Annotated in this window: 18 protein-coding genes; 10 read left to right on the top strand and 8 right to left on the bottom strand. The window is 70.8% G+C overall.

Annotated elements, in window-relative coordinates:
* The first annotated feature begins 153 nt into the window (after positions 1–153).
* The 4 genes from AB0F70_RS21475 to AB0F70_RS21460 all read left to right on the top strand — a co-directional run bounded on the left by AB0F70_RS21475 (position 154) and on the right by AB0F70_RS21460 (position 6,050).
* Positions 154–1,107 (top strand): phosphotransferase, encoded by a 954-nt coding sequence (locus tag AB0F70_RS21475; RefSeq protein WP_357453011.1) that lies wholly within the window; start codon positions 154–156, stop codon positions 1,105–1,107.
* Between the two features lie 146 nt (positions 1,108–1,253).
* Entirely contained in the window at positions 1,254–2,141 is an 888-nt protein-coding gene (locus tag AB0F70_RS21470) for a hypothetical protein (RefSeq protein ID WP_357453008.1), read from the top strand.
* 55 nt (positions 2,142–2,196) lie between these two features.
* Positions 2,197–4,275, top strand: a complete 2,079-nt coding sequence (locus tag AB0F70_RS21465; RefSeq protein WP_357453005.1) for a dynamin family protein — start codon at positions 2,197–2,199, stop codon at positions 4,273–4,275.
* Positions 4,272–6,050: a GTPase gene (locus AB0F70_RS21460; protein WP_357453002.1), complete on the top strand. Its 1,779-nt coding sequence runs from the start codon at positions 4,272–4,274 to the stop codon at positions 6,048–6,050. The genes AB0F70_RS21465 and AB0F70_RS21460 overlap by 4 nt, the downstream gene beginning before the upstream one ends.
* Positions 6,051–6,071: 21 nt before the next feature.
* Here AB0F70_RS21460 and AB0F70_RS21455 read toward each other — a convergent pair whose 3' ends face one another.
* Positions 6,072–6,566 carry a thioesterase family protein gene (locus AB0F70_RS21455; protein WP_357452999.1) on the bottom strand — a complete coding sequence of 165 codons (495 nt, stop codon included), beginning with the start codon at positions 6,564–6,566 and terminating at the stop codon, positions 6,072–6,074.
* Positions 6,567–6,690: 124 nt separating this feature from the next.
* Between AB0F70_RS21455 and AB0F70_RS21450 the strand changes: the two genes are divergently transcribed.
* Complete coding sequence (locus tag AB0F70_RS21450) at positions 6,691–7,341, top strand: hypothetical protein (RefSeq protein ID WP_357452996.1); 651 nt, start codon at positions 6,691–6,693, stop codon at positions 7,339–7,341.
* A gap of 356 nt (positions 7,342–7,697) precedes the next feature.
* Positions 7,698–8,210 carry a hypothetical protein gene (locus AB0F70_RS21445; protein ID WP_357452993.1) on the top strand — a complete coding sequence of 171 codons (513 nt, stop codon included), beginning with the start codon at positions 7,698–7,700 and terminating at the stop codon, positions 8,208–8,210.
* A gap of 139 nt (positions 8,211–8,349) precedes the next feature.
* Here AB0F70_RS21445 and AB0F70_RS21440 read toward each other — a convergent pair whose 3' ends face one another.
* Genes AB0F70_RS21440 through AB0F70_RS21415 form a run of 6 tightly spaced genes read right to left on the bottom strand, consistent with a single transcriptional unit; the run spans position 8,350 to position 13,360 of the window.
* Complete coding sequence (locus tag AB0F70_RS21440) at positions 8,350–9,099, bottom strand: hypothetical protein (RefSeq protein ID WP_357452990.1); 750 nt, start codon at positions 9,097–9,099, stop codon at positions 8,350–8,352.
* Between the two features lie 12 nt (positions 9,100–9,111).
* The gene (locus tag AB0F70_RS21435) at positions 9,112–9,540 is read right to left on the bottom strand and encodes a hypothetical protein (protein ID WP_357452987.1); all 429 of its coding nucleotides are present in this window, start codon (positions 9,538–9,540) and stop codon (positions 9,112–9,114) included.
* 12 nt (positions 9,541–9,552) lie between these two features.
* The gene (locus AB0F70_RS21430) at positions 9,553–11,370 is read right to left on the bottom strand and encodes a hypothetical protein (protein WP_357452984.1); all 1,818 of its coding nucleotides are present in this window, start codon (positions 11,368–11,370) and stop codon (positions 9,553–9,555) included.
* Positions 11,367–11,987 carry a DUF6507 family protein gene (locus tag AB0F70_RS21425; protein ID WP_357452981.1) on the bottom strand — a complete coding sequence of 207 codons (621 nt, stop codon included), beginning with the start codon at positions 11,985–11,987 and terminating at the stop codon, positions 11,367–11,369. The genes AB0F70_RS21430 and AB0F70_RS21425 overlap by 4 nt, the downstream gene beginning before the upstream one ends.
* A gap of 7 nt (positions 11,988–11,994) precedes the next feature.
* On the bottom strand, positions 11,995–12,951 hold the full coding sequence (locus AB0F70_RS21420) for an acyl-CoA thioesterase domain-containing protein (RefSeq protein WP_357452978.1): 957 nt from the start codon (positions 12,949–12,951) through the stop codon (positions 11,995–11,997).
* Positions 12,952–12,976: 25 nt separating this feature from the next.
* Positions 12,977–13,360: a globin gene (locus AB0F70_RS21415; RefSeq protein ID WP_357452975.1), complete on the bottom strand. Its 384-nt coding sequence runs from the start codon at positions 13,358–13,360 to the stop codon at positions 12,977–12,979.
* A gap of 153 nt (positions 13,361–13,513) precedes the next feature.
* Between AB0F70_RS21415 and AB0F70_RS21410 the strand changes: the two genes are divergently transcribed.
* The 3 genes from AB0F70_RS21410 (at position 13,514) to malQ (ending at position 17,400) form a co-directional block, all read left to right on the top strand.
* Positions 13,514–13,747, top strand: a complete 234-nt coding sequence (locus AB0F70_RS21410) for a PTS glucose/sucrose transporter subunit IIB (RefSeq protein WP_357452972.1) — start codon at positions 13,514–13,516, stop codon at positions 13,745–13,747.
* Between the two features lie 224 nt (positions 13,748–13,971).
* The gene (locus tag AB0F70_RS21405) at positions 13,972–15,021 is read left to right on the top strand and encodes a mechanosensitive ion channel domain-containing protein (protein WP_357452969.1); all 1,050 of its coding nucleotides are present in this window, start codon (positions 13,972–13,974) and stop codon (positions 15,019–15,021) included.
* Positions 15,022–15,150: 129 nt separating this feature from the next.
* Complete coding sequence (gene malQ / locus AB0F70_RS21400; protein WP_357453210.1) at positions 15,151–17,400, top strand: 4-alpha-glucanotransferase; 2,250 nt, start codon at positions 15,151–15,153, stop codon at positions 17,398–17,400.
* 96 nt (positions 17,401–17,496) lie between these two features.
* Here malQ and AB0F70_RS21395 read toward each other — a convergent pair whose 3' ends face one another.
* A complete protein-coding gene (locus AB0F70_RS21395; protein WP_357452966.1) occupies positions 17,497–18,522 on the bottom strand; it encodes a hypothetical protein in 1,026 nt (341 codons plus the stop codon).
* A 208-nt stretch (positions 18,523–18,730) separates the two neighbouring features.
* On the opposite strand from AB0F70_RS21395, the gene pepN reads away from it, so the two are divergent.
* Positions 18,731–21,271 carry an aminopeptidase N gene (gene pepN, locus AB0F70_RS21390; protein ID WP_357452963.1) on the top strand — a complete coding sequence of 847 codons (2,541 nt, stop codon included), beginning with the start codon at positions 18,731–18,733 and terminating at the stop codon, positions 21,269–21,271.
* Positions 21,272–21,409: the final 138 nt, after the last annotated feature.

Below are 21,409 nucleotides of genomic sequence, written 5' to 3'. Positions count from 1 at the left end.
GGAAGTCGCGAAACAGGTACTGCGACTGACGGGTAGCAACTGAGGGCTGTGGTCGGCGTCCAGACGCCGACCACAGCCCTCTTTCATGGCGAAAATATCCATGCAAAAGAGGTCATCCTTGCCGCATCCGGACATCTTCGACAAGATGCCGCAGTGAGCCCTGCCCTACGACCCGGGTGGCGTGACCTTCCGCCTCCGCTGCGAGACCGCATCACCCACCTGCTCGGCGCGCGCGTGATCGCCGCCAAGCATCCGGAGGAGTCCGGGATCCTGCCGGGTGCGCAGTTCCATGTGCAGACGATCAAGGGCGACACCCTCGTCAAGGTGCTGGGTACGGAGAAGCCGGAACCGCTGAACTTTCTGCGCCAGGAGATCGCACTCTCGCCGCTGCTGCCGTCCGCCGCACCCCACCCCGAGCTCATGTGGTCGATCGACGAGGTGCTGCCCACCCTCGGCACCTGGGTTGCGGTCGGCTACTCGATGCGCCCCAAGGTGCGGCCGATCGACCTCTCCTGGCCGGAGGAGGACGTCGAGTCCCTGATCAGGGTGATCCGCTCGATCGGTGAGATCGAGGCGCCCGACCATCCCATGTTCCTGCCCGAGGAGAAGGTGTTTCCCACCAACTCGTGGGAGATTCTCGCGGACACCCTGCCCGCCGGGCTCGCGAACCACTCGCCGTGGCTGGCACACCGCCTGGACGGCCTCGCGGAGATCGCCTCGCACGCCCCCGACGCGATAGCGGGCAGGAGCCTGCAGCACGGCGCGCTGCGCGTGCAGAACGTGATGCTGCCCGCCGTGCCGGACGAGAAGCCGCTGGTCTCGGACTGGATCCGGGGCAGTGCCGCGGCTCCCTACCTCGACCTGATCTCGATGCTGGTGCACGTCCGGACCAGCGACGGGCCGCCGCCCGAGGCGACGCTGCGCCGGTACGGTCTGCCGCCCGGCACCGAGGCTGACGCCGTGACCTGCTGGATCGCGGCGCTCGCCGGGCACTACCTCAAGTCGTCGATGGACCCGCCCCCGTCCGAGATGCCGGAGCTGCGGTCCTACCAGCACCGGCTGGCGCGTACCGCGGTCTCCTGGCTGCAGACCCGGCTCGGTTTCTGACCCCGTCGCAGGTCACGGACCGCTGGCCGTGATGCGCGCACCGCTGTCTGTGGTTTGCAGGGTGAACTTCTGTTGGGCACACTCCGGCCATGAGTGCTGCTCGGCGACCGGCATGGTCCGATCTCCCCCCCTCTGTCCGTTCCCGCGTGAGCGAGACCATGGGGGGACGTGTGATCGGCTCCGCTCCTATGAGCGGGACCGAGCAGTCCGGCGTCCTGGAGGTGCTGCAGACCACGTCGGGCCGGTCGATAGTCCGCGCCGTCGGGCCCGAGGCGCCGTTGACGCAGGACCGGATGGCCGCCGAGGCCGTCTCCGTCGCCGCGCTGCCCGACGACATCCCGAACCTCCCGCGCGAGTGGTTCGTCGACGAGGTGCTGCCGGGGGCCGGACGCTGGGTGGTGCTCGGCTACCGCAACGAGCCCATCCGCCCGCCGCACGACCCCTGGGACGACGGGGACCTTGCAGCGGCCGTCGAGCTCGCCATCCAGATCGGCTCCAGCGAGGCGCCGGCAGACCTGCCCGACGCACTCGACCTGATCGACAGCCAGGCCTGGGCCACCATCGCGGCGATGCGGCCGCCCGGCCTGTCGGCCTTCACACCCTGGCTGACCGACAAGATCGACCACCTCGCCGAGATCGCCAGCTTCGCCGGGGAGGCGATGGGCGGCAAGAACCTCGTGCACGGCGCACTTCGCCGCGAGTCGATACTGATCACCGACCACGGCTGGGACGCGACGAGCGCGCACGCGGTCGACTGGTTCATGCCGTCGCGCGGCGCGTCGTTCATCGACTTCGTGCTGCTCCTGCCCTACCTCCGGGTCGACGGCGCCCCGCCGCCCGAGGTGGTCATGGACCGGCACCCGCTGCCCGACGTCGACCCCGACGCCCTCACCTGTGCCATCACCGTCACCGCTGGGTCGCTCGTGCTCGACTCGATGCGTCCGCCGCAGCCCGGCCTGCCGCACGGCCGGGCCGTGCAGCGCGAGGTGGCGCACGCGGCCCTCGAATGGCTGCGCACCCGCCTCGGCGGCTGAATCTCTTCGCGACACGGACGCGCCTGACCAGGGTGTCTACGGCAGACTGGGCGCCATGACCGATCAGCCCGACGACTCCGCCGCACCCAGCGCACGGGACCTCGCGGCAGGCTCCGAGCCGGCGCCCAGCCCGGAGCCGTCGGCAGGCCCTGGTGCAGGGTCTGGCACGGGTCCCAGCGCAGAGTCCGGCCTGGTCGGCGCCCTGGAGGTCCTGCGGGCCCGGCTCGGTGCCCTGCGCCTGCCGCTGGAGACGTCGGGCGTAGGGGCCGCACGCACGGACCTGCGCCGCGCCACCGACCAGCTCGACGACTACCTGCTGCCGCGGCTGCGCTCGCAGAAGGCGCCGCTGCTCGTGGTGGTCGGCGGGTCGACGGGCGCGGGCAAGTCGACGCTCGTGAACTCGGTGCTGGGCGAGCTCGTGACGCAGCCCGGCGTGCTGCGGCCCACCACCAAGGCTCCGGTGCTGGTGCACCACCCGCTGGACGCCCGCTGGTTCTCCACGGACCGGGTGCTGCCGGGCATGGCGCGCCTGACGACGTCGGGCAGCGCGGGGCTCGGCGGGACGCCGTCGGCGGGCGCGACGACTGGTCAGCCGCTGGACGGCGCGACGCCGTCCGAACCCAGCCGCACCCTGCGCCTCGTGCCGAGCGAGGCACTGCCGAAGGGCCTGGCCCTGCTGGACGCGCCGGACATCGACTCGGTGGACACGGCCAACCGCGAGCTCGCGGCACAGCTGCTGGGCGCGGCCGACCTGTGGCTGTTCGTCACGACGTCCGCCCGGTACGCGGACGCGGTGCCGTGGGACCTGCTGCTGCAGGCGGCGGGACGCAAGGCGCAGGTGGCGATGGTGCTGGACCGCGTGGACCCTGGCGCCGAGGCCACCGCCGACGACCTGCGGGACATGATGGTGGAGCAGGGCCTGGCGGAGAGCGCGCTGTTCGTCATCCCCGAGGCAGAGCTCGTCGACGGGATGCTGCCGGAGGAGGCGGTCGCGGAGGTGTCGCGCTGGCTCACCGGCCTGGGCGGTGACGCCGAGGCGCGTGGGCGCGTCATCGCGGCGACCCGCGACGGCGTCGTGGACTCCCTGGTCGAGCGGGCGACAGCCCTGGCCGACGCCGCGGACGAGCAGCAGGCCGCCGACGTCCGGCTGCGGCACGTCGTCGAGCGCGCCTACACGGACGCGGTGGCCCACGTGGCGGCGGCGACGTCGGACGGCGCGCTGCTGCGCGGCGAGGTGCTCGCCCGCTGGCAGGACTTCGTGGGCACCGGCGAGTTCTTCCGGGCGGTCGAGGAGGGCATCGGCAGGTTCCGGGACGCGGTCGCCGGGTTCTTCCGGGGCAAGCCGAAGGAGGCGCCCCAGGTCGAGCAGGCCATCGCCCACGGTCTGGAGTCGGTGGTGCTGGACGCCGCGGAGGACGCGGCCGAGCGCTCCTACCAGGGCTGGCGGGGTGACGCCGCCGGCGCGGTGCTCCTGGAGGGTCTGGAGCTGTCGCGGACGCCCGCGTCGCTGCGCGCCGAGGTGACCGCTCAGATCCGCGGCTGGCAGGGTGACGTCCTGGAGCTCGTGCGCGAGCAGGGCGCGGCCAAGCGCGGCACCGCGCGGGTGCTGTCCTTCGGCGTGAACGGGCTCGGGGTCGCCCTGATGATCTTCGTGTTCGCCTCGACGGGCGGCCTCACCGGCATCGAGGTCGGCATCGCGGGCGGATCCGCGGTGCTGGCGCAGCGGCTGCTGGAGGCAGTGTTCGGGGAGGACGCCGTGCGGCGCCTGGCCGTGCAGGCACGCGACCGGCTGCGCGCCCGGATCCAGGCGGTCATGGACGGGCAGGCCGCCCGGTACACGGCGCAGCTGGACGCGCTCGGCTCGGCCGAGGCGGGCGGGGACGGTCTGCGCTCGGCCGCGGACACCGTCGCCTCCGCGGCCTCGGCGGAACGCCGTGACCGGGCGGATGCCATCAACGTCGCGCTGGATGCCGCTCCAGGGGCACCCGTCGAGGATCTCACCGAGGGCAGGGGCCTGCGGGGCGCACGGGTCCGTCCGGGGCGCGAGATGCTGGCGAAGGGGCGCTCCGACATCGTCGAGGAGCCCGCCAAGAAGAGTTTCTGGAAGCGGATGTTCGGCGAGGGCGACCGATGAGCCGGCTCGACCTGAGCGACCGGACCACGGCTCTCGAGACCGCCGTCCGGGCTGCTGAGGGGCGTATCGAGCCGGCCCTGCTGGACGAGGCGCGTGCCATCGCGACGCGTGCGCGGGAGCGGGGCGGGCTGTCCGCCGAGCACACGGTCGTGGCGCTGGCGGGCGCGACGGGTTCGGGCAAGTCGTCGGTGCTCAACGCGGTGGCCGGGGTCGCCGTCGCGCAGCCGGGCGTGCGGCGTCCGACGACGTCGCACCCGATGGCCGCGGTCTGGGGCGCGGGCGCGGACCCGCTCCTGGACTGGCTCGAGGTGGGGCGGCGGCACCAGGTGGGCGCGCCCTCGGTCGAGACCCCGGATCCGACAGCGGACGTCCCGGCGAGCTCGACCGACGACGGCGGGCGCGGGCCGTTCCGTCGTCGGACCCCGGTGGGGGACAACTCCGGGCTGGTGCTGCTGGACCTGCCCGACCACGACTCGATAGTGACCGAGCACCGCATGCGGGCCGAGCGGCTGGTGCAGCGCGCCGACCTGCTGGTCTGGGTCGTCGATCCGCAGAAGTACGCGGACGCCGCGCTGCACGAGGGCTTCCTGCGTCCGCTCGCCGGGCGGGCAGAGGTGGTGGTCGTCGCGCTCAACCAGGCGGACCGCCTCACGCCGGACGAGACGTCGGCGATGCTCGCGGACCTCAAGCGCCTGGTGGCACAGGACGGCCTGGAGGGTGCGCGGGTGCTCGCCGTGTCCGCGAAGACGGGCCAGGGTATGGACGAGCTCCGGGGGCTGCTGGCGAAGGCGGCGGCCAAGCGGGAGGCGGCGACGGCCCGGCTCGCCGCGGACGAGCGGGCGGTCGCGCAGAAGATCGTCGACGAGTGCGGGACACCGCCGCCGTCGCGCCAGGGGAACCAGGCAAAGGGCGACCTGGTGGCGGCGCTGGAGGCGGCGGCGGGCGTGGCGACGGTGGTCGACGCCGTACGCGCGTCCGCCCGCAGGGACGCGCGCGCGGCGACCGGCTGGCCGCTGACCCGCTGGGTCGGACGGCTGCGCAAGGACCCGCTGCGGCGGCTCGGGCTACGGACGGCGGACCGGGAGCACCGGGCGCCGTCGGGCAGGGACGACCTGGTGCGCACGTCGCTCCCGACGGCTCGGCCGGCGGTGCGGTCGGCCGCCGCGTCGGCGGTGCGGCGCTACGTCGAGGAGGTGACGCGTGGGGCCGCGGACCCGTGGGTCCTGGCCGCGCGCTCCCGCGGACAGGCGGGGATCGGCACGCTCCCGGACGCGCTCGACCAGGCAGTGGCGACGACCCGCGTGGAGGCCTCGCGGCGCCCGGTGTGGTGGTCGCTGGTCAACACGGTCCAGTGGACCCTGATCGCCGTGGTGGCGGCCGGGCTCCTCTGGCTGCTGGTGCTGTTCGGCTTCGCCTACCTGCAGCTCCCGCCGCCGCCGACGCCGGTGCTCACGCTGCCGACCTGGTCGGGCTCCGATGGCATCGTGTTCCCCGGGGCGCCGGAGTCCGGCGCCGGTGACGGGCTCGGCGTCGACCCCTTCCGGATCCCGTGGCCGACGCTCATGGTGCTCGGCGGGCTGGCTCTCGGCCTGCTGCTCGCGCTCGTCTGCCGCGTGTTCGGCACGCTGGGCGCGCGCCGTCGGGCGATGGGAGCCCGACGCCGCCTCCGGCAGTCGGTCGGCGCCGTCGCGGACGAGCTGGTGCGCAAACCCGTAGGTGACGAGCTGGCCCGCCTGGCGAGCTGCCGGACGGCGGCCACGGTCGCCGCGAGCTGACAGCGGGGTCTGGGGCGGGGCTCAGCGGCGGAACGTGACCGGCTCCTCCTCGAACGGCTTCCATGCCAGTCGCTCGTTCTCGGTGAGCCTCCGGGGCTTGTTCGTGGCGGCGTCCACGAAGACCAGGGTGGTGGTGGCCCGCGCGTAGAGCTGGCCGCCCGCCGTCGGCCCCGTCTTCGCCATACCGGCGACGCCGTCGTGCACCTCGTAGCAGACCTCGGCGCTGGCGCCGCCGATCCGGCCCAGCCACATCTCGACGCGCACCGGCGTGCGTGTGAACAGCAGCGGCCGCAGGTACTCGATGCGCTGGCCTGCCACGAGGGTGTGGGAGTCGGCGTCGGGCCCGGTGGGAACCACCGCCGTCGGCCAGGCCTCGCCCTCCGGTGCCTCCGGGTGCAGCCAGAAGGCGGTGATCCGGGCGTCCTCCAGCAGACGGAACATCGCTACGTTGTTGACGTGCGCGTATGCGTCGAGGTCGGACCAGCGCAGCGTGACGGGGACGTGGAGGCGTGTCATGGTGCCCATTTTCCTCCACGCGAAGTACTCGCCGTTCTGACGCGGTGGCGCGCCGGGCCGAGTGGTCCCCGGCCTGCCCGAATTGGTAGATTCATCCCCCTTGGTTTTGGCTGCGGAGGAACAGTTGGATCTGCCCAGGCACCACTTCGACCCGGTAACGCTGCACGAGGTGTTCGACGACGTCCCGGCCGCCCAGGCGGTCCACGCCGAGCTGGCGGGGCGTCCGGACCGCGACGCACCGGCCGTCCTCGCCGTGCGCGTGCCGCTGGCCCGCGCGCTGGCTCCCGAGGCTGACGACCCGGACGCCGAGCTGGCCGAGGCCGAGCGCCTCGGCTGGCTCGCGGTCCGGCAGGCCGGTGGGCCCGGCGACGAGCTGAAGGCCGCGCACTCGCACGCCGAGGAGGTGCCCCTCGGTGCCGTAGCGCCGCTGTTGCGGCTGGCCCACGTGCTGCAGTGGCGGCACCGGTTCTCCGAGGCGGACCTGTTGTTCGGGCTGGTCCTGGAGGCGGCGCACCACTACGGGGACTACTCCGCGAGTGTCGAGCATGCGCGCCGGCTGGAGTGCTTCGCCCTGCAGCACTGGGGCAAGTGCCGGTACGACCAGGCGCTGGAGGCGCATGCCGACCAGGCCCGGCCGTTCCTCGGCGAGGCCCTGGCCCTGTTCGTGCAAGCCCTGGAGCTGCGCGTGGAGGCGGGCGTGGCCCCGGACCAGGTCGCATCGACCCGGCAGGCGATCCAGGCGACCCGCGACCGGTTGGCCGAGCTGGGGGCTTGAGGTTCCTTTCGTGTCGTGCTGGGTTTCACCCGGCTACGATCCGGGTCAGGTAGTGGCCGATTCGTCTACTCCGTGCGAGGACCGGTACGACACCGCTGATTCCCCGGACTGCGGCTACAAGTGCACCAAGCAGGGCGAGTACGAGGTGACCGCGACGTCGGACGCACCACCAGTGGGCAAGAGCCTCTTTCTGCACCCAGGAGATCAGCACCATGAACAGTTTTGTCGGGCACGATGAACACCGCCCCTCCACATTCGTACGCACACGCACGCTCGTGGGTGTCGCGGCCGCATTCCTCCTCACAGGGTGCGCGAGTACGGCACCCGGGGGCAGCTCCGAGCCGGAACTTACCCAGGTGAGCCGTCCGCCTGCCGAGTACAGCGTTCCCTCCGGCTGGGAGGAGGACGACCAGGACAACGTCACTCACGTCATCGACGGCGAGACCCCGGAACAGTGGGTCGAGCATCAGTCCGGTGGCGAGGCGATCGTGCAGTGGTCGGTGATGAGCCCTCCACAGTCGGAGCCCACTGAGGAGCAGGTCCGCGAAGCGATTGACGCCGGGTTGGAAGACATGAAGTCCGCGACGCCGCAGCAGATCGGGTACCTGCGTGAGGCGGCCGGAATGGGTTGCGTCGGTGACGCGACGGTCGTCGACCCGCCGCGCACGGAGGAGGTCGGTGCGGGCTACGCCCTGCGCTACGGGTACACGTGCCCCTCGCCGTCCGGTCCGTCGCGGTCGATCGTGATCACCGCGTACGGCTGGGATGGCCGGAAGCACTCGTGGACCGTGTCGACGACCGAGGGCTTCTGGGACGAACACGCCACGGAACTCGAAGCCTCGGCCGACTCGTTCCGTATCACCGACTGACGCCCGCCAACCACGACGTCGACCGCGGAGTGGGCGACCGCCATCGGCGTGGGAGTTCAGGCGGCCAGGTCTTCGTCAGTCGCATCGCGCGCGCCGATCTCAGGGTCGGCGTCCTGGGAACCGACGACGTAGTAGATGGTCAGCGGGGTCCGCTGCGGTACTCGGCGTTGACACCCATCGCGCCGGCGAGGGCCCATTGGAGCTCGGCTGCGACGGATCCGACGGGGCGCTGGGTTCGAGTGAGCGTGCCGTCGCGGCGCTGGACGTCGAACAGGGTGTCGTCGGTGACGGCCCAGAGGCGTGACCAGAACCTGGCCAGGCGGTCGGGTGTCAGCCATGCCTCGACGACGATCTGCAGGACGGCGTCCGCGTCGTCGAACGTCGTTCCCGGCCAGGGGGCACCGTCGTCGAAGGCCGTGTCGGTGCGGTCGGAGTCTGGTGGTCTTGGGTCGTGTCCGACGGCGTTTGCGGGCGCGCGCAGGACATCGAGCGGCGGGATCGCAGCCTGCAGAGCAGACCACAAGGTCTGCGGGGCAGCGAGGCGGAGCTCGGCTCCAGGCTCGATCAGGACGCGGCCGTCGCGCTCGGCGATGGCTTGGACGATCACCAGCGCTTCGTCGCCGACAAGCGATGCGCGGGCGACCGAACCGCGGCTGCCTGTCGTGGCGACGAGCGACGCCCGGACGGGGGCTGAGCCGTGACGGAGCAGGAGGTCGACGGGCGACGTCGCGCCCTTCGGACCGGCTCGAAACGCGGTTGCTGGCTCCTCCACGGGCGACGCCGAGCCGAGGACGCCTGCCGTGCGAGTGGACACCTGGGCGAGCGCGGCAGCCCACTGCTCACCGTTCAGTCGGACCGATCGGATCGCGGGGGCTTTGGGGGTGGTCACGAGTGCTCCTGGCTACGGCGTGGGTGTGGGAGTGATGCCGTACTTCTCGCGCATCTCATCGATCGTTGGATAACTACCCTCGAATCCGAGGTCGCTATTGTCGAACCGCTCTCCACCACTCTCTGACACGAAATCGGCAAATGGGGCGCTCGAATATGTCAGTCGCGGATCTTCGGCGAAGGACCGGTAGACCTCTTCGATAGCAGGGTTTGCCTCTTCTTGCGTGTCAACGGCAAGGGTCACCGTGCCCCGATCGGAACTGTTGCCGAAACTGCCGCCGCACGTGAATTCCGCCGACACGACTGAGGCGACCTTCAAGGCTGCCTGTTTGTAAGCTGCGGCACAGTCCTCATCTCGATCACCCGACGGGCCGCATCCGGGGAGGGAAATGCTGATTGCTAGAATTGCTGCAACCGTTAGTGGGATCAATCCCTTTTTCATGGTCGGCGGATCTCACTTTCTCCGGACGGGCACGTCGTAAATGTCAAACTCTGCTTTGGGATCCTGAATCTCAGGACCCTCTGACTCTGGATCGAGATATCCCTCGCCAATGATTCGATCCTCGAATTCGGAGAGGCCGGAACTTGTGGCGTCCTCCACCGATACGCCGTACTGAAAGTGATCGTGGTAGTCCTTGGGGTTCTCGGATCCTGGCGGGTTCGGGAGTGTGACCTTGGTGTGTCGTTCGGGGTCCGGTGCGTAGCCGCTGCCTGAGACCTCGAGGTGGAAGGGCATGCCAGGGATCGAGCCAGATCCAGGTTCCAGGCTGACTCGGGCGTCTGTGAAGTCGAGGTCGGGGACGATGTCTCCCTCGTGATCGATCTCCAGGACGTGGATTCCTTGGTCGATCCGGTTGTTGTCGATGGGCGAACCGGCCGTAACGACATCGGTGACGTTGTGACCGTCGAGGAAGTCCGGGTCGGAGGCCAGGTCCCCGGCAGTGATGCCTCCCAGGGAATGGCCCGCCAGGAGAATCGGAGTGTCAGCGTCCAGATCCGGGTCGGCAGCCATGACCGCGTCGATAGCCATGGCCACCGAGTCACTGTAGGTCGAGCGTCCCCCCGCCGCGCCGACGATGTCCCCGATGAAGTCCGCGGGGTGGTCGTTGCCGGGGTCGTTCCAAGGCCACCAGGGCTGCGTACCCGGAATGCTCACGACCAGGCGCGGGTCACCGCCATCGCCCGGGTTGACCTTCGTGATCCGCACGTACCCCTCTGCCCAGTCATTCTTGGACACCTGACCGAGGCCCGTGTTGGTTTCGTACGAGTCGGAGACACTCCACAGGACATCCGCGAGGCCATTCAGGTCTCGTGGAGCTTTTTGTCCGTCGTTCGGGCCGTCGTATTTGATCGGTGTGCCGACCGCAGGTTCGCCGTCACCCGCCAGGTCTAGGTCCCAGATTCCGGCAGTCGTGGTCGTTACCCCGGCGTCCAGCAGGGCACCGAGCGTCTGTAGGTAAGCGGCTCCGACCCGGGTCAGCTGGGGGCGGGAGTCGTCCGCGGTGCCAGCAAGGGCAACGGGGAACAGGGCGAAGGCGTCACCGACGTCGATCCAGGAACCTATGACCGACGTATCCAGGTCGACTCTCCAGCGGGCGAAGTCATAGGCGCCCTCGGTGGTCCACTCCCAGCCGGTCGCGGCCGCGTCCTGGACGGCGTCAACCGTGGTGTCCCAGGACTCCTTGGTCCCCTGAACCGCGCCACTGATCGAGGCCCCGATGGCGGCGGCCGTGTCCTGGAGCCATGTCCCAGCCCTGTCCAGCAGCGTGGCAGGCGAGCCGATCGCCTTGATCTTGTTCGCGCACTCCAGCTCCGCTGTCTCGAACCGCTCACCCAATAGTCGTGACTGGCCAAGCAGCGTCTGGTTCTCGAGCGACAGCTCGGGAGCGAGCACACCCGCCAAGGTCGGGGAGCCGAAGGGGGCAGCTTCTGCCGCGGCCCGGGAGCGGAAGTCTCCGATCTGTGCGACCAAACTCGATCTGTTGGCCTGCAGGGACCGGACCTCGTCCGCGAACCGGTCCAGGACGTCGGCAACTTCGTCGAGGTCGTCGGCCAGTTTGTCTGTCGCTATCCGCACCGGGTCGAGCGCACGCAGCACCTGGTCCGTATCCGGTGTCTCGTAGCAGGCGCCCAGCCCTTGCCACGCGCTCGAGACCGCGACTCCGGCGTCGCGCACGGCGGTCGCGTCACGCCGCAGGGACTTCGCGCCCATCTCGATGCTCTCGGCGTCGAGCTGCTGGCCGGGTACGCGCTCGGCGTCGACGAGCATCACGAGCCTGCTCCGGTCGCAGATCCGGGCCGCGCACCGAATCTCTTCGGGTCAAAGGCCGGTACGGGGTCCTCGGACGGCGCAAGTGACGTCTGCGAGGGACCGAACCGGCCCGGATCGAACGTCTGCCCGCCGCCAGGCGTCGTAGGGCCCGGCGCTCCCAGAGTTCCGGACGGGTAGCCCAGCCGAGGCGGCTGGAACGTATCGGCCTGCGACAACCCGAGCGAGTGCGTCTGGGCCATCTCCTCATCACCATCAAGGATCGCCGCGACTGCGCGCACCATGCCGCCCGGCGCCGACTCCAGTCGGTCCGCGACCGACTGCATGTCGTCCTGCGCGGCCTCGACAAAGCCGCTCAGCGCGGCCGCCACGATCTCGCTGCCACCCGCCGCGTGAGGAGCATCGGTCCCGACGTCCTCCAGGGCGCGCCCCAGCCCGTCCGCCTCAGCACGGACACGACCCAGTGTGTGGTCCACACCCTGCGGCGAAACGCGATACCCCGTCACAGCGCCCCCTTCATCCCGCGCAACCACAGCGATCGAGCCGTCGCAGAGACCTGCTGCTACGACGCGAGCACACGGTGGCACGCGAGACCCGCCGTGTCCAAGAAAGCCCGCCATTCGCCCGCTACGCAGGCAGGCGGATCATGCCCTCCTGGCCTGCCGAGGCGACCAGCGTGCCGTCCTGCGTGTAGACCTTGGCCGTCCCCAGGGCGCGACCGCCCTGCGCTGTGGGCGAGCTCTGTACGAACAGCATCCACTCGTCCACCTGCACGTCGCGGTGCCACCACATGCCGTGGTCGAGGCTGGCCATCGGCACGGAGCCGCCGACGTCCTGCCAGGACTTGCCGGCGGCGCGCAGGGCGGGTTCGAGCATGAGCTGGTCGCACGCGAACGCGAGCAGGGCGCGGTGCATCGCCTGCTCCTTGATCTCCAGCGGGCGACGCGTGCGCATCCAGACCATCTGCGTGGCGGGCGGCGTGCCGCCGTCGGCCACCGCGGCATCCGGGCGCAGGTACAGCGAGCCGCCCACGTGGCGCAGCTCGAACGCCGAGTCCGTCCAGAACTGGGCCCGCACGGCGACGCCCTCCGGCAGGCTGGCCAGCTCGTCGAAGGCGGAGCCGACCTCGTCGGGCGGCGGGACGTCGTCGGGCATCGACATCGCGTGCTCGTAGCCCGGCTGGTCGTCCTGGAACGACGCGATCATCGACAGGATCGGCTTGCCGAACTGGATCGCGTGGGTGCGCCGCGCACTGAACGAACGCCCGTCACGCAGCCGCTCGACAGCGAAGTCGATGGGCTCCTCGACCCGTCCCTCGCGCAGGAAGTAGCCGTGCAGCGAGTGGATCAGACGGCCGTCCGGGACGGTGCGGTCGGCGGCCAGGATGGCCTGCGCGAGCACCTGGCCGCCGTAGGCGCGGTTGGCCGGGCCAGGCATGCTGTCACCGCGCAGCACGTCCTCCTCACCGCGCGGGCCCCAGCCCTCGAGGTGCCGCAGGTCGAGCACCTGCAGCAGGCGGTCGAGCGCGTCGGGCTGGCGGTCCGGCGTGCTGCCGGCGAGCGGATCGGGGGTGGTGGCGTCCACGAGCGGGCGTCTCCTTCAGGTCCGGTCAGTCTTCGAAAGTGTTGATCATGCTGAAGGCGGCGCGCTCCAGGTAGTCCCACAGCTGCGACTCGTGGATGGGCGCGAGGCCCAGCGAGTCGACGGCGGTCCGCATGTGCGCGAGCCAGCGGTCGCGTGCGTCGGGATTGACCTTGAACGGCATGTGCCGCATGCGCAGCCGCGGGTGCCCGCGCTGCTCGGAGTAGGTGCCCGGACCGCCCCAGTACTGCTCGAGGAACAACGTGAACCGCTCCTTGGCGGGCCCCAGGTCCTCCTCGGGGTACATGGGGCGCAGCACCGGGTCGTCCGCGACGCCGTCGTAGAACGCGTCGACGAGACGGACGAACGTGTCGTGGCCGCCGACAGCGTCGAAGAAGGATTCCTGTGTCACGTCCGTCATCCTGCCACTCGACTGTGACAGCCCGATGGCAGCGGTGTGAAACCGAGTCTCGTGTGAGCAAGGAGACAGTTGGGTGGGCGGAACGCTTGCCAGGACCGATAGGCTGGTCGAAGACCTGCAGCGGCGCACGGTGGGAGTTGAGACATGACCAAGGCTGACCAGATCCTTGCGGCACTCGGAGGGACCTCGAACGTCGTCGAGCTGGAGCCGTGCATCACTCGGCTCCGGGTAGAGGTGAGCGATCCGTCGCTCGTGGACGAGTCCGGACTGAAGTCGTCCGGTGCATTCGGCGTGGTCCGGTCCGGGCGAGTGGTCCAGGTGATCGTCGGGCCCGAGGCGGACAGCCTCGCGGCGGAGCTCGAGACACTCAGAGTCTGAGGTAGGACGCAGACCACGAGACGGGGCGGGACAAGAGCGAGCTCGACGGTGAGCCCGCTGGGATGACGGCGCGGGCCCGGGTGTTCCCGGGCCCGTGACCCGTCTCACGGTTGAGCCGCCTCCCGCGCCCGTGAGGCGAACGCCCTGTGAAAATCGCGCGGCAGTCCCTGGAACTCGGCCGGAGCAGTCTGATCCGGCTCGCGGACCCGAGTAGGTTTGCGTCCGTGTTCGAGTCCCTTGCTGCCTCCGTCTTCGACGGCGCTGAGAACTTCTGGTCCTGGTTCATGGACAGACCGCTGACGGTGATCCTGACCGTCGTGATCGGCCTGATCACGATCTACGTCCTGCGGCGCGTCATCACTTCTCTCACAGAGCGCATCGCCATCGGCCAGAAGCCGCGATCGGTGGTCGAGCGCGCTGCCGACCCCGTGGGCACGACCACGGGTGGCGTGCCGAGCACCGCACCTGCGAAGGTCAAACGGCGCCGCAAGAACATGCTGATGTCGCCACAAGCCCTCGCCGACGCCTTGACCGTGGCCAACCCGCGGGCAGCCGAACGGCGCGCACAGCGCGCGCGGACCGTCGGCTCGGTGCTGAACTCGTCGGTCAACATCGTGGTCGGCGCCATCATGGTGCTGTACATCCTGCAGACCATCGGGCTGAACATCGCACCGCTGCTGGCTACCGCCGGCGTGGCGGGCGTCGCCATCGGTTTCGGCGCCCAGAGCCTCGTCAAGGACTTCCTGTCCGGCATCCTCCTCCTCATCGAGGACCAGTTCGGCGTGGGGGACAACGTCGACCTCGGGAGCGACGTCGTCGGCACCGTCGAGGCCATGGGCCTCCGGCTCACCGAGGTCCGCGCGTTCGACGGCACCCTCTGGTACGTCCGCAACGGCGAGATCCTGCGCGCGGGCAACCGGACACAGGAGTGGAGCCGCGCGGTCGCCTCGGTGCAGGTGCCGCTCGGGACCGACGTGGACGCCGTCCGCACCGCGCTCGGCCGCGCCGTCGACCGGGTCAAGAACGACCCGGAGCTGGCCGACAGCCTGCTGGAGACGCCGTCGGTGCGTGGCGTGGACGCCGTCGACCAGGCGGGCCTCACCTTCACGCTGTTCGCCCAGGTGCGCCCCGCGCAGCAGTGGGTGGTCGCCCGGGCGCTGCGCGTCGCGGCCCACTCGGCCCTGCTGAACGCTGGGATCGTCGCGCGCTCGGCGCCCCTGCCGCTCGACGGGGTCGCCTCGCAGGGTACGGACGGCGGTCCGGGCGTCGTCTGACCCGGCCCGGAACCGTTTCTCCAGAACACGCCATCTTCCCGGGCCAGCTGCCAATTCGTCGGACACGCCCGCGTTGCGCCCGGTGAGCGCCGGTAGATGGCAAGATCTTTCCTTGTGACCGACGAACCGATGCCTGGGTCCACCGGAGACGGCGCCGCCGTGCCGCCGGAGCTGGCCCAGCTGGCGACCGCCCACGGCGTGCAGTGCGTGTACACCGACCACGACGGCCGCGTACAGCAGGTCAGCGTGTCGACGGTCGTCGCGGTGCTGGAGGCGCTCGACGTGCCTGCGTCGACGCCGGGCGCGATCGCCACGAGCCTGGACCGGGTAGAGGACGACGAGTGGCGCGCGATGCTGCCGCCGACCGTCGTGACCCGGGAGGGCACAGAGGTGCAGGTCCCTGTGCACGTCGCGGACGGCGCGGACGTGACGGCGTGGATAGCGCTCGAGCAGTCCGAGCAGCCAGTGGTGCCCACCAGTGCCACCCCGTGGCGCGTCACGGCGCCGCAGGCGACCACGACCACCGGCTCGTTCGCGGTGGTGCGGGGTCCCCGCGTCCAGCTGCGGCGGGCCGACGTCCATACCGAGCCCCGCACGGTGGACAGCCGCAAGGTCGGGCGCGCGACGTTCACCGTCCCGGCAGACCTGCCGCTCGGCTGGCACACGCTGCACGCCGAGTCGGGCGGCCAGACGGCGCAGACCCCGCTCGTGGTGACGCCCGAGCGGCTGGAGCTGCGCAAGAAGGTCGCTCGCAAGCAGGCCTGGGGCTTCATGATCCAGCTCTACTCGGTGCGGTCCAAGGACTCCTGGGGCATGGGCGACCTCGCCGACCTGGCCGACCTCGCCTGGCAGACGGCGCACAACGGCGGTGCGGACTTCGTCGGGATCAACCCCCTGCACGCCACCGAGCCGGTGCTGCCGCTGACGCCGAGCCCCTACCTGCCGACGTCGCGCCGCTTCATGTCGCCGCTGTACATCCGCGTCGAGGACATCCGTGAGACGGCGTATCTTTCCGCCGCCGACCGGTCGCTCGTGGAATGGGCGGGAGAACCCGTCCGCGAGCTGTCCGAGGACTCCGGGCCGATCGACCGGGACGCCATCTGGGAGGCCAAGAAGGCCGCCCTCGAGGTCGTGTACACGGGCCAGCGGTCGGCGGCCCGGCAGACGGCGTTCGACGAGTTCGTGCTGGCGCAGGGCAAGGGTCTTGTCGACTTCGCGACGTGGTGCGCCATCACGGAGCACCTTGACGGCCGCGACTGGCCGAGAGAGCTCGCCGACCCGTCGTCGTCCGGTGTGACGACCCTGCGCAACGCGCTCTCCGAACGCGTGCAGTTCTACTGCTGGCTCCAGTGGGTCGCCGACGAGCAGCTCCACGCGGCGCACCGCGCCGGGCTCGACGCCGGCATGCGGCTCGGCCTGCTCAAGGACCTGGCCGTCGGCTCGTCCTCGGACGGCGCAGATGCGTGGGCGGACGCCGGTGTGCTCGCCCAGGGAGTGTCCATCGGTGCTCCGCCGGACATGTACAACCAGCAGGGCCAGAACTGGTCCCCGGCGCCGTGGCACCCGCGTGCGCTCGCGAAGGCGGGCTACGCGCCCTACCGCGAGATGCTGCGCACCGTGCTGCGACACTGCGGCGCGCTGCGGATCGACCACATCCTCGGGCTCTTCCGCCTCTGGTGGATCCCGGGCGGGGCGCGCGCGTCGGCCGGCGCCTACGTCACCTACGACCACGAGGCCCTGATCGGCATCCTGTGCCTGGAGGCGCAGCGTGCCGGGGTGACGGTCATCGGCGAGGACCTCGGCACCTTCGAGCCGTGGATCCGCGACTACCTCGAGGAGCGCGGGATCCTTGGCACCTCGGTGCTGCTCTTCGAGCGGGACGCCGCCGGGGCGCCCATCGAGCCGGAGGCGTACCGCCGGACGGCGCTGGCCACGGTCACCACGCACGACCTGCCGCCGACCGCCGGCTATCTCGCGGGCGAGCACGTGGACCTGCGGGAGCGTCTCGGGCTGCTCACGGAGGAGCCGACGGTGCTGCGGGCCCAGGCGCGCGCGGAGCGCGAGTCGCTCGTGGAGGCGCTGTCCCGCCGCGGCCTGACGACGTTCGACCCGTCCGAGCGCGAGCTCGTCGAGGGGCTGCACCGCTACCTCAAGGACACGCCGGCCGCGCTGGTCGGGGTGTACCTGACCGACGCCGTGGGGGAGCGGCGCGCTCAGAACCAGCCAGGGACCAACACCGAGTACCCGAACTGGAAGGTCCCGCTGGCGGACTCCGCTGGAACGGTGGTCCTCCTGGAGGACCTGTTCGCCAACGCCCGCCTGCGTTCGCTGGTGACGGTCATGAACGAGGAAGACCCCGAGGCCGATCCGCCGAGGTAGAACCCTGGCGAGGTAGAACTGTGGCGCACCCCGAGCGGGGTGCGCCACAGTTCTACCTCGGCGGGGTGGTGCGGTGGGTGGTGCGGTGGAGTGAGGTCAGGCGGCGCCGATGCCCGCGCGGGCGATCGAGAACCCGCTGCCGGTCGCGTCGGCCACGCACTTCACTCCTGATTCCGAGCTGAGGCACGTAAAGCCGTGGGCCTTCTTCTCCGCGCCGTAGTTCAGGATCGAGACGTCACCCTTCGCCTTCTTGGGCTGGTCCTGCTTGGTGACGCAAGGCTGGGTCACGTTGCCGCTCGGGTCGACCTTCGCCACGTAGCCGGACGCGCCGCCGCACGAGTCGTCGGGCGCGGGCTTCTGGTCGAGCTCCGCGATGCCGCACGCGGCGGCGTCCGCGGAGATCGTGCACGTGATGTTGAGCGAGGGTGCGGCGAACGTCTCGACGCCGGCCCCGCCGTCGGTCTCCAGACCCTCCTCGGGCTCCGGCGACGCCGACTCCTCGGCGGCCGGCGTCCCGCCCGTCTCGAGCGTGGTGTCGGGGGTGCTCAGCAGGTTCACCGCGAAAACGATCGCGGCGATCACGAGCAGCACGTCCAGGGCGATGAAGGCGATCCAGCCGGGGCTGAGCTTCTTGCGCTCGTGCGGCGGCTCGGGCGGGTAGCCCCCGCCCTGCGCGCCGTAGACCGGCTGGCCGTACTGGTCGTAGCCCTGCGGCGGATACGGCTGCGGCGGGTACTGGCCAGCCTGCGGCGCCTGCTGCGCGTATGCCTGAGGCTGCGCGTAGCCCTGCTGGTTGGGCTGCTGGTTGGGCTGCTGGTTGGGCTGCTGGTACGGCTGCTGGTACTGCTCGGTGTAGTACTGCGGGGCGCTGCCGCCGTTGTGGATGTGGACGGACTGCACCACGGGAGCGCCGGGCGCGGCGGGCGCCGGCGTCACAGCCTGCGAGAACTGGCTCGCGGGTGAGATGGCGGGTGGTTTACGGGTCGCCGCGGAGACACGCTGCACCGGCCCCTGCTGGGCAGGCGTCGGCGCGGTGGGCGGGTCCTGCTCCTGGGGCGGCGTACCCGGGTCCTCGTCGGGCCAACCGCCTGGCGGCGGTGGCGGCGGCACTGTGCCGGACATCAGGCGACTCCCTCAGCTCAAATCGGTCGGTCGGGCGACCGCGGTCGATCGTACACAAAGGCGTTACTCGCTGTTACTCCTGCGTGGCATGATCGACGAGTCGTCGCAGGTAGTTCACAGACCGGACGACAACCCAACCGAAAAGGCGCGCCCGTCGGGCGTGCGGGGCGTCATTCGCCGCCCCCGAGAAGACAGACGTGGAGGGCCTGTGCCCGGAGAGAACCTGACCCGCGCCGAGGCAGTCGAACGCGCAGGCGTCGTATCGGTCGAGTCGTACGAGATCGCGCTGGACCTGACCACCGGCCCGGAGACTTTCGCGTCCGCCACGACTGTGCGCTTCACCGCGACGGAGGGTGCCTCGACGTTCGTCGATTTGGTCGCCCCGTCGGTGCGGTCCGTGGTGCTGAACGGCCGTGAGCTGGACCCGTCGGCAGTGTTCGCGGACTCCAGGATCACCCTGGAGGGCCTGGCCGCCGACAACGAGCTCGTCGTCGTCGCCGACTGCGGCTACACGAACACCGGCGAGGGCCTGCACCGCTTCGTGGACCCGGTGGACGGCGAGGTCTACCTGTACACGCAGTTCGAGGTACCGGACGCCCGCCGCGTGTTCGCCTGCTTCGAGCAGCCGGACCTCAAGGCGACGTTCCAGTTCACGGTCACCGCGCCCGCTGCGTGGCAGGTCGTGAGCAACGAGCCGACGCCGGAGCCCGCCGCGGACGGCGACGTCGCCACCTGGACCTTCGAGCCCACCGGCCGCATCTCCACGTACATCACGGCGCTCGTCGCCGGCCCGTACGCGGTGGTCCGGTCGTCGCTTACGTCGTCGGACGGTCGCGAGATCCCGCTCGGCGCGTTCTGCCGCAAGTCGCTGTCGGAGCACTTCGACGCCGACTACATCTTCGAGAAGACCCGGCAGGGCTTCGAGTTCTACGAGAACACGTTCGGCGTGCCGTACCCGTTCACCAAGTACGACCAGCTCTTCGTGCCCGAGTACAACATGGGCGCCATGGAGAACGCGGGCTGCGTGACCTTCACGGAGTCGTACGTGTTCCGCTCCAAGGTCACCGACGCCGTGCGCGAGCGCCGCGTCGTGACGATCCTGCACGAGCTGGCGCACATGTGGTTCGGCGACCTGGTCACCATGAAGTGGTGGAACGACCTCTGGCTCAACGAGTCGTTCGCGGAGTACGCGTCCACGCTCGCCACGGCCGAGGCCACCGAGTGGGACGCCGCCTGGACCACGTTCTCCGCGATGGAGAAGTCCTGGGCCTACAAGCAGGACCAGCTGCCGTCCACGCACCCGATCGTCGCCGAGATCAAGGACCTCGAGGACGTCCAGGTCAACTTCGACGGCATCACCTACGCCAAGGGCGCGTCGGTGCTCAAGCAGCTCGTGGCCTGGGTGGGGCGTGAGGCGTTCATCTCCGGCGTCTCCGCGTACTTCGGCAAGCACGCGTGGGGCAACACCGAGCTGCCCGACCTGCTCACCGAGCTCGAGACGACCAGCGGCCGTGACCTCAAGGCCTGGTCGAAGCTCTGGCTGGAGACCGCCGGCGTGAACACGCTGCGTCCGGTGATCGAGACGGACAGCCACGGCCGCATCATGTCGTTCGTCGTCGAGCAGACGGCGCCCGCCGAGTGGCCAACGATCCGCCCGCACCGCCTCGGCATCGGCTTCTACAGCCTGTCCGACGCCGGCGAGCTCGTGCGCACCCACTTCGTCGAGGTAGACATCGACGGCCCGCGGACGGACGTGAAGGAGCTCGTCGAGCTCGACCGCCCGGCGCTCGTGCTGCTCAACGACGAGGACCTCGCGTACGCGAAGATCCGCCTCGACGCCGCGTCGCTCCGCGTCGCGCTGGAGCACCTTGCCGACATCGCGGACCCGCTGGCCCGCTCCCTGGTGTGGGGCTCGGTCTGGGACTCGGTGCGCGACGGCGAGGTCCCGGCGTCGGAGTACGTCCGCCTGGTGCTCGGTGGCATCTCCCGCGAGACCGAGTCGACGACGCTCCGCACCACGCTCAACCAGATGGTGCTGGCGGCGAGGCAGTACGTGGCGCCGTCGTCCCGTGCCGCGACCCTCGCCGAGGTGGGCGACACGCTCTGGGCGCTCGTGGGCGACGCGGCCGCCGGCTCGGACACCCAGTTCCAGCTGGTGAAGTTCTTCGCGCACGTCGCGTCGACGCCGGCGCACGTCGAGACGCTGTCCGGGCTGCTGGACGGTTCGGTCGCGCTCGACGGGCTCGAGATCGACACGGACCTGCGGTGGGAGCTGCTGGAGGGCCTCGTGCTCAACGGCGCAGCGGGCGACGAGGAGATCGACGCGACGCTCGCCGCCGACGACACCGCGACGGGCCGCCAGTCCGCCGCGCGTGCCCGGGCCGCGAAGCCGACCGTCGAGGGCAAGCTGGCCGCGCTGTCGTCAGTGGTGGACGCCGACGTGCCGAACGCGATCATCCGGAACACGGGTCTCGGGTTCGTGCACGTGAGCGATCCGGCCGTGCTGGCCGGCGTCGTGCAGCCGTACCTGGACGCAGTGCTCAAGGTGTGGAACGAGCGGAGCTACCACATCGCCGAGGAGGTCATCGAGGGCTTCTACCCGGCGCCGCTGGCGTCGGCGGAGCTGCGGGACGCCACGGCGGCCTGGCTGGAGGCGAACGCCTCCGCTGCCCCGGCCCTGCGCCGCCTGGTCGTGGAGTCCCTGGCCGGCACGGACCGAGCCCTGAAGGCGCAGTCCGCCGACGCCTGACCAGTTCGCGAAGTCGCCGAAGTAGAGCGCCTGTCCGAGTCTCCCCGGGCCGTCGCGCAGGATGGAGACGACGCCGGGGAGCGCGCGCAGCCGGCGGGCGCCGTCGAGCACCACGACCACCTGCGGGCCCGACATGAC

The sequence above is a fragment of the Promicromonospora sp. NPDC023805 genome (genome assembly GCF_040639635.1).
Taxonomy (GTDB): Bacteria; Actinomycetota; Actinomycetes; order Actinomycetales; family Cellulomonadaceae; genus Promicromonospora.
Note: the sequence above shows the minus strand (reverse complement) of the source record. Positions and strands in the feature narration are given on the sequence as shown.

Excerpts from the sequence above, each read along its gene's own strand:
- AB0F70_RS21465 (WP_357453005.1), top strand. The coding sequence starts at position 2,197 with ATGACCGATCAGCCCGACGACTCCGCCGCACCCAGCGCACGGGACCTC.
- AB0F70_RS21460 (WP_357453002.1), top strand. The coding sequence starts at position 4,272 with ATGAGCCGGCTCGACCTGAGCGACCGGACCACGGCTCTCGAGACCGCC.
- AB0F70_RS21455 (WP_357452999.1), bottom strand. The coding sequence starts at position 6,566 with ATGACACGCCTCCACGTCCCCGTCACGCTGCGCTGGTCCGACCTCGAC.
- AB0F70_RS21435 (WP_357452987.1), bottom strand. The coding sequence starts at position 9,540 with ATGAAAAAGGGATTGATCCCACTAACGGTTGCAGCAATTCTAGCAATC.
- AB0F70_RS21425 (WP_357452981.1), bottom strand. The coding sequence starts at position 11,987 with ATGGCGGGCTTTCTTGGACACGGCGGGTCTCGCGTGCCACCGTGTGCT.
- AB0F70_RS21410 (WP_357452972.1), top strand. The coding sequence starts at position 13,514 with ATGACCAAGGCTGACCAGATCCTTGCGGCACTCGGAGGGACCTCGAAC.
- malQ (WP_357453210.1), top strand. The coding sequence starts at position 15,151 with ATGCCTGGGTCCACCGGAGACGGCGCCGCCGTGCCGCCGGAGCTGGCC.
- AB0F70_RS21395 (WP_357452966.1), bottom strand. The coding sequence starts at position 18,522 with ATGTCCGGCACAGTGCCGCCGCCACCGCCGCCAGGCGGTTGGCCCGAC.